Source organism: Argonema antarcticum A004/B2, assembly GCF_023333585.1.
GTDB classification, from domain to species: Bacteria; Cyanobacteriota; Cyanobacteriia; order Cyanobacteriales; family Aerosakkonemataceae; genus Argonema; species Argonema antarcticum.
In genome coordinates this window covers 22,002-28,582 of record NZ_JAIQZN010000091.1, presented here as the reverse complement: position 1 = coordinate 28,582, position 6,581 = coordinate 22,002, and the positions used below count along the sequence as shown (strand labels likewise).

General features: G+C 44.0%; 7 protein-coding genes. 3 read left to right on the top strand and 4 right to left on the bottom strand.

Annotated features, from left to right (window positions below; genetic code table 11):
• On the bottom strand, nucleotides 1–381 hold a 381-nt coding region (locus LAY57_RS28205; protein ID WP_476727026.1), incomplete at its 3' end, for a photosynthetic reaction center family protein.
• A 171-nt stretch (nucleotides 382–552) separates the two neighbouring features.
• Nucleotides 553–1,596, bottom strand: coding sequence for a hypothetical protein (locus LAY57_RS28200; RefSeq protein ID WP_249070495.1), 1,044 nt, complete (start codon nucleotides 1,594–1,596; stop codon nucleotides 553–555).
• 256 nt (nucleotides 1,597–1,852) lie between these two features.
• Between LAY57_RS28200 and LAY57_RS28195 the strand changes: the two genes are divergently transcribed.
• The 3 genes from LAY57_RS28195 (at nucleotide 1,853) to LAY57_RS28185 (ending at nucleotide 6,013) form a co-directional block, all read left to right on the top strand.
• A complete protein-coding gene (locus LAY57_RS28195; RefSeq protein WP_249070494.1) occupies nucleotides 1,853–2,533 on the top strand; it encodes a helix-turn-helix transcriptional regulator in 681 nt (226 codons plus the stop codon).
• A gap of 119 nt (nucleotides 2,534–2,652) precedes the next feature.
• Nucleotides 2,653–3,657 carry a 7,8-didemethyl-8-hydroxy-5-deazariboflavin synthase subunit CofG gene (cofG, locus tag LAY57_RS28190; protein WP_249070493.1) on the top strand — a complete coding sequence of 335 codons (1,005 nt, stop codon included), beginning with the start codon at nucleotides 2,653–2,655 and terminating at the stop codon, nucleotides 3,655–3,657.
• 238 nt (nucleotides 3,658–3,895) lie between these two features.
• Nucleotides 3,896–6,013 (top strand): caspase family protein, encoded by a 2,118-nt coding sequence (locus tag LAY57_RS28185; protein WP_249070492.1) that lies wholly within the window; start codon nucleotides 3,896–3,898, stop codon nucleotides 6,011–6,013.
• 147 nt (nucleotides 6,014–6,160) lie between these two features.
• Here LAY57_RS28185 and LAY57_RS28180 read toward each other — a convergent pair whose 3' ends face one another.
• Together LAY57_RS28180 and LAY57_RS28175 are read right to left on the bottom strand one after the other, a co-directional pair.
• Entirely contained in the window at nucleotides 6,161–6,373 is a 213-nt protein-coding gene (locus tag LAY57_RS28180) for a hypothetical protein (protein WP_249070491.1), read from the bottom strand.
• A 15-nt stretch (nucleotides 6,374–6,388) separates the two neighbouring features.
• A complete protein-coding gene (locus LAY57_RS28175; protein WP_249070490.1) occupies nucleotides 6,389–6,577 on the bottom strand; it encodes a hypothetical protein in 189 nt (62 codons plus the stop codon).
• Nucleotides 6,578–6,581 lie beyond the last annotated feature (4 nt).

Below are 6,581 nucleotides of genomic sequence, written 5' to 3'. Positions count from 1 at the left end.
CATGTAGCAGAAGATGCCGATCAGGAAGTGGAATATCACTAGCTGGTATGGGCCACCGTTGTAGAGCCATTCGTCTAAGCTGGCTGCTTCCCAAATTGGGTAGAAGTGCAAGCCGATGGCGTTAGAGGAAGGAACTACTGCTCCTGAGATGATGTTGTTTCCGTAGAGTAAGGAACCTGCGACTGGTTCGCGGATGCCATCGATGTCTACGGGAGGAGCGGCGATGAAGGCGATGATGTAGGCGGTGGTGGCGGTTAGGAGGGTGGGGATCATCAGGACGCCGAACCAGCCTATGTAGAGGCGGTTTTCGGTGCTGGTGACCCACTCGCAGAACCGTGACCAGACGTTGGCGCTGGAGCGCTGTTGAATGGTGGTGGTCATCTGTTTATGATTGCTATGTATTTTTCGAGGTGCGAGGTAGTGTTTTTTCTACCTGTTTATAGATTAAGCTACTTGTTTAGTTTTGTAAAGGGGTTATTGACATTTGTTTTGATTGTTTAGCTTTATGAGTGTGATTAAGGGAGCTTATACCAGGTTCGGCAACTCTTGAAGTCAAACCGCAGAGATAGTCCCAAACTTAATACCTGAGAGGGCTTGCTTCATATCCAAGGCCAAAAATCGCTTCATTGGCAGATAAACCCAGTGAATAGTCCTTTGGGTATCCTGGCAGGTTTTTTGAAATCCTATAGCCCGCCGCATTTCTTCATAGACAGGATTGAGCGATATGGTATAAAAATCGCAAAGATTGGGGAAGTCAGCCTGCATCTGCACCAAAGTCTTCTGTACATCCTCCGCAAATTGACAAACAGTAGCTTGCTGTATGTAAGGGTTATCGATAATCCAAGCCCTTACGTAAACACAAGTGCAATCTAGATCTCCTGGATGAGCCATTTTGAAGCTATCGGTCTGGATATCTGAAGTTATGAAGCGCGTTTTGTGAGGCGGGAGAAAGAAGTTCGCCTCCGATTCGCTGGCTGTGGGGTAGAGAATGTAGATGCCGACGGGATTTTGATTGTCGCAACGACGCAGCACCCGCATACCTGTGGAGTATTGCCCAGCCCAAGTACGCAGTACTCTGACCAGCTTGTGAGGAGTAGTAGAGCTATCTTTTGCCAATCGGTTATAGTAGTGAGCGATCAAATTGGCAATGGGAACGCCGTCTGTTTCGGGGTTGAAGTTGTCTATCTCGATTTGTACGGGTTCTGCTGGCTTCAGGGAGTTAGCCAGTTCGGGTAAAGGCCGAATTTCGATACAAATAGTTTGGCCGTCGAATTCTTTTTCGAGCAAACCGATCGCAGCTAGTTGGTCTATCATCATCCCAGCCGCGCGATCGCTCCCTCGCTCTTTGTCAGCGTAAAATAACTCCGCAGCCTCTCTATGGGTACAGGAAACCGCACCTTGCGGCATATCCAGTTGAGTCAACGGTTGCACCAGGCGCTTTCCTCGTTCGTGCTGCTGCTTGAGCAGTAAATACGCCCACAACCGGACAAAGCACTCCGCCCGACGGCGGGTAAGTCCAGCCTGCTTGAAAAGCCTGGAAACATAGCTGTGCTGTTGCTCAAGGGGAAACCACTTGTCTAAGTATTCGGGTTTCATACGATCGCACTTTTAGTAACGGTATCAAGAAGCACCCCAACGGGTGAACTGTTTCACGGCAACCTGGCCGAAAATTTAGATCGAAGCATCTGCTTTTAGTTTACTCCCAAAAAAAACTTCACCTTACTTCAGGTCGATTCCTCCCCCTTCAGCATCTCCGGTTTAACTTCGACAGTCTGGAGATGTATGCGGCTTACTCATTGCAGCTTCATTTTTAAGGCGATGACAATAGCCTTAGATTTGAGGACGATGACAAATGAAAGCTAATTCACTCACCTTAACTGCTTCCCAAGAGATCCCCACGCTAAGTTCAAGGACAAATCATCGCTTTGCAACCGAACCCGTTTCGCAACCAAAGCCGGATAAATTAGAAGCTAACGGCGTTGCGACACTATTCGATTCACCCTGGATAGCCTTGGCTGAGTCATTGCGGGAAGGGGTCATGGTGATTTCCCGCAACACCAAACCGATGTACCTGAACCAGCAAGCCAAGGGAATCTGCCAAAAATTGGCTATTATGGATCGCTACAGTGGGAGTATCCCTGCCGTGATTTCGGAAATTTGCCATCGCTTAATCAGAAATGGCAACTCCGACACTACACCTTTAATGGTAGAGTGCGAAACTGCTGAGGAAGAGACTATTCGCATCCGCGCCAGTTGGCTAAACTTGGGGTTAGGTGACGCCACCAGCCAATACATCTTGGTGTTCTTGGAAAACCGCAACCAACTCTTGCAAGAAGAAATACAGTTTGAACAGCAAAAATACCACCTAACCGATCGCGAAATGGAAATCTGGTCGCTGCTGCGTCAGGACTACAGCTACCAAGACATCGCCAAAACATTACAAATCACTCTTAACACAGTGAAAACCCACGTCAAAAACATCTATGCCAAAAAACGTTGGAGTCAAGTAAAAGAAATAAGGGAAGTCTCTTGATTAGTTGCAAAAACTTGGCTGGGCAAATCGATTTTGGATTTTGGATTAAAATTGTAATCCAATCTCTAAAATCTTAGATTTGTTAAAATTTTGATATTTCGTGTTCTTTCTACCAGCAGATGACATTATCCTTTTCCCGCTCCATCACCTACAGCCCAGCCTACACCCTAGTTCCTACTTATGAATGCTTTAATCGATGTTCGTACTGCAATTTTAGAACAGATCCCGGTAAAAGTCCCTGGCTGACATTGACGGATGCTGAAAAAGTGCTGAAATCCCTTCATGATAAAGGGATTTGCGAAATTCTCATTCTCAGCGGCGAGGTACATCCCCACTCGTCACGGCGACAAGCTTGGTTTCAACATATCTACAATTTATGCGAACTAGCGCTGTCAATGGGATTTTTACCCCATACCAATGCTGGGCCGATCGGTTTTGAGGAAATGGCAAAACTCAAGAATGTTAATGTTTCGATGGGGTTAATGTTAGAACAGCTAACACCTAAGTTATTAGATACCGTTCACAAGTACGCTCCCAGCAAATTACCCGCACTTCGCCTGCAACAGTTAAAATGGGCGGGAGAGTTGGGCATTCCATTTACCACTGGCTTGTTATTCGGAATTGGGGAAAGCGAGGCGGATTGGTGGGAAACTTTGGAGGCAATTTGCCAAATTCACCAACGCTATAATAACATCCAAGAAGTGATTTTACAACCTCACAGTCCCGGCAGTCTACAAACTTTGGATGCGCCAGCTTTCGATCCGCATCAATTACCCGAAGTAATAGCAAAAGCTCGTCAGATATTGCCATCAGATATTACTATCCAAATTCCGCCCAATTTGGTCAAAGAACCAAGTTGGTTATTAGCTTGTTTAGATGCGGGTGCGAGAGATTTGGGAGGCATCGGGCCAAAAGATGAAGTGAATCCCGATTATCCACATCTGCAACATCAGAAATTGCAAGAAATTTTATTGCCTGCGGGGTGGGAATTGGTAGCGCGTTTGCCAGTTTATCCGCAGTACGATCATTGGTTATCAGATGAATTGCAAAGAAATGTTAAGCAATGGAGAAGTGCGATCGAAGGCATGGATCTTAACCTTACCGATCGTCTATACTATGAGTAGAATGACGCTAAACAGGAAAATCCTTGGTAATGGTTCAAAATAACGCACTACTATGGATAACTATTATATAGTTCTGGTTCTCAGTTGTTCTTTCATTGCTCATACATTAGATTCTTTTGATTCCTTGTCTCAAGCCTAATTGAGATGCTCTTACCCTAGCAGCTAAACCGGATTTGGTATCATTCCCATATAAAAATAAAACCTTTCCCAAAACCCCTTAACTTACCCACCAACAACCATGACCAACCAAACCCCCAACTTCTACGCCCTCCTCATCGGTATCAATTTCTACTTCCCCCATCGCTTACCAGAAGGTAACTACTACAAAAACCTGCGGGGATGCGTCCAAGATATCAACCACGTCGAAACCTATTTAAAAGACACCTTCAACCTCACACCCGACCAAATTATTAAACTCACCGCGACTGCTTCCGACAATCCCGACCAACCCCAAGAACGCCCAGAACTCTTACCAACTTATGAAAATATCGTCGCCAAATTTAAAGAACTAACCGCCAAAGCCCAACCTCAAGACCGAGTATATATTCACTACTCCGGTCACGGCGGACGGGCGAAAACAATTTTTGAAAGCCTCAAGGGTTTTGGTGCTCTAGATGAAGCTTTGGTTCCCACGGATATCGGTCAACCAAACTCACGCTATTTACGCGATTTGGAATTTGCCAAACTCCTGGAAGAAATGGTGGCAAAAGAGTTAGTTGTAACCCTCGTACTCGATAGCTGTCATTCCGGTGGCGCAACCAGAGAAATGAGCGGAGATGACCGGATTCGCGGTGAAGGTTTTATTGATATGACTCTTCGACCTACAGATAGTTTAGTCGCACCGCTTCAGGAATTAGCACAAAACTGGCAAGCTTCAACAGAAAATAGCCGCAATATTACCGTCGTCAATGGTTTGTTACCAGAACCGAAAGGTTATACATTAATAGCAGCTTGTCAGGATCAGGAATTCGCTTATGAAAAGGTTTTTGAAGGGACGGAACGCAACGGCGTTTTAACTTATTATTTACTAAAAGCTTTGCGAGAATACGGGACAGAGATTCCTGTTAAAGACTTGTACGATCGCATTTCTAATCTAGTTCACAATGACTTTAAACGACAAACACCGATGTTGATTGGCGAGATAAATCGCTCTTTTTTGGGCAGTAAATCTGTCGTTGCTAATCGTAATGCTCCGGTGATGAAAGTAGATATTACCAAAAACAGAGTCCAAATACAAATGGGGGAATCGAGCGGTCTTAAAAAAGGAGCAGAATTCGATATTTTTCGATTCGGGACGCGGAAAAATGAGGACAGCGAACAGCGAATTGCTACGGTTAAAGTAGTAGAATTGGGCGCATCCGACTGTTGGGCAGAAGTAACACAGCTATTTGGTTTCAGAACAATCAATAATAAATTAGCAGAAGGAATGATTGAAATTGGTTCCCCTACGGTCTCTTTGAGTCCAGGGTTGAAACAAATTCGCAAAGTTCGCGTTCTTCTGCCTGACCCGTTACCGCAAATTTCTGGTGTAAATGTGGAAATGCTCCCAGATATCCTCAAAGCAAAAAAAGAGCAAGTTGAAGGTCATCGCTGGATAGAATTCTGTTCGGAAGATGAAAAAGATGAGAATGTGGATTATTTTGTTTCCCTGAATTCAGAAGGGGAATATTGGATTTTGGAGGAGAATAAAGAACTTGTTAAAAACCTTCTATTTCCCATCAAAGTTGATGAACCTGAAGCCACAAAAAGGCTCATTAATCGCTTAATTCATATTGCCAGATATGAGAGTATTTTGGAGCTAGATAATGAGGATGCTTCTGCTGATTTTAATGTTAATGGCAAACTTAAGGTTGAAGTGATTAAATCAGTCAAACGACAAGAGGTAGTTTTGAATGCTGATGGTCAGGTGCCGGTGTTGGAATCAGGTGAAAAAATTACCCTGCGAATGCACAATGAATCTAAGCAAGTTTTAAATATTTCGGCTTTGATGCTCCAGGCCGATTTAGGTATTGTCAAATTCTACCCTAAAAGTCTTGGTGGTGAACCTGTAGACCCCGAATCATCCAAAGACTATACGTTTCACATGGATTTACCAGAAAATTATCAGGAAGGGGTAGATGTCATTAAAGTATTTGCGACAGTGGATGCAACGAATTTTGAGTTATTAGAGTTGCCACCCTTAGACCAACCTCGTCCAGGAATTGGTGATAAAAATCCTACTACTGCGTTGGGAGAATTATTGTCAGCAGTGGTGGATGAAGATAACCCGCAGCGCAATATTAGGGTGGTGACTGATGCGAGTGAGGAATGGACGACGGAAAAGGTGGAAGTGGTGGTGAAAAAGAGTGTAGTTTGATTTAGGAAGGACGAAAGGTTTAAAGAACCTATTTTTCCAGAACTTACACAAGTAGAACATTTAAAAGAGGTACGTTATTGTGTTTTAGCGCTGAAGCGCAACAACGTACCTTTTTTAATGTGCTAGTTGCATAAATCATGTATGTGTTTAAGAAGCGGTATTACTTCCCTGATTGACAGTTGAATTTTCGGAGATATTTAAACTTTTTGCCCATGTCGAACAAATTCCTCCCGCTACATCTTTGGAAATCTTTTTAATAATTATTGAAGCAACAAGTGCTGCAATAGTTGGAGCTAATCCTAAACTAGATACCAAAACAGGTGCTAAAATTCCCGCCGCTTTGGTATAGTTTTCTTCCAATGCTTTATCCAGCGTTTATTGAGTATTTTTATCTCCTAGAGGAGTACACAAAATTTGGTAAGCTTCGGCATTAACTTTATCGAACACTTTTTGACCAGCTTGGATCGCTGCTTGGGAAATTGGCGCTCTCGTTTCAAATTCAAGATCGATCGCATCGAGAGAAACACCTCTGGGCGCACTTTTTCCTGTTAAATCTCCGCCCATTTCC

Bases quoted from the DNA above. Each gene is read 5' to 3' on its own strand.
- LAY57_RS28200 (WP_249070495.1), bottom strand. From the start codon at position 1,596: ATGAAACCCGAATACTTAGACAAGTGGTTTCCCCTTGAGCAACAGCAC.
- cofG (WP_249070493.1), top strand. From the start codon at position 2,653: ATGACATTATCCTTTTCCCGCTCCATCACCTACAGCCCAGCCTACACC.
- LAY57_RS28175 (WP_249070490.1), bottom strand. From the start codon at position 6,577: ATGGGCGGAGATTTAACAGGAAAAAGTGCGCCCAGAGGTGTTTCTCTC.
- LAY57_RS28185 (WP_249070492.1), top strand. From the start codon at position 3,896: ATGACCAACCAAACCCCCAACTTCTACGCCCTCCTCATCGGTATCAAT.
- LAY57_RS28195 (WP_249070494.1), top strand. From the start codon at position 1,853: ATGAAAGCTAATTCACTCACCTTAACTGCTTCCCAAGAGATCCCCACG.